Annotated in this window: 1 rRNA gene; it reads left to right on the top strand. The window is 43.1% G+C overall.

Annotated features, from left to right (window positions below):
- A 16S ribosomal RNA gene (locus tag BGK61_RS19380) occupies positions 1 to 230 on the top strand; the annotation flags it as partial.
- Positions 231 to 548 lie beyond the last annotated feature (318 nt).

The following is a 548-nucleotide window of genomic DNA, read 5'->3' as shown; positions in this document are numbered from 1 at the left end:
TCTGCAACTCGACTCCATGAAGTCGGAATCGCTAGTAATCGCAGGTCAGAATACTGCGGTGAATACGTTCCCGGGCCTTGTACACACCGCCCGTCACACCATGGGAGTGGGATGCAAAAGAAGTAGTTAGTCTAACCTTCGGGAGGACGATTACCACTTTGTGTTTCATGACTGGGGTGAAGTCGTAACAAGGTAACCCTAGGGGAACCTGGGGTTGGATCACCTCCTTACCATTACGTCGAAAGACGCACTTGATGCAGTGCCTACACAGATAGTCTTGTTTTTATTGAACAACACTTATGTTCTTTAACAATTTGGAAAGCTGATATTAATAGTAATCAATCAAAATTGAGTAACTGAGAAATCGAAAGATGACTTTTTACTCTACTTGACTGAATTGCTTGTTATCAATCGATGATTTGATAGCAAGGCAATTCTTCCGATTAGCTTGTCATTCATGCGACATAACTTAGACAGAAGTCAAAAGGCTGTTTGGGGTTGTATGGTTAAGTGACGAAGCGTATACGGTGGATGCCTTGGCAGTTAGA

Origin of the sequence: Alteromonas abrolhosensis, from assembly GCF_001953635.1 — a bacterium.
Lineage (GTDB): Bacteria > Pseudomonadota > Gammaproteobacteria > Enterobacterales > Alteromonadaceae > Alteromonas > Alteromonas abrolhosensis.
This window is presented reverse-complemented; position numbering and strand designations above follow the sequence as displayed.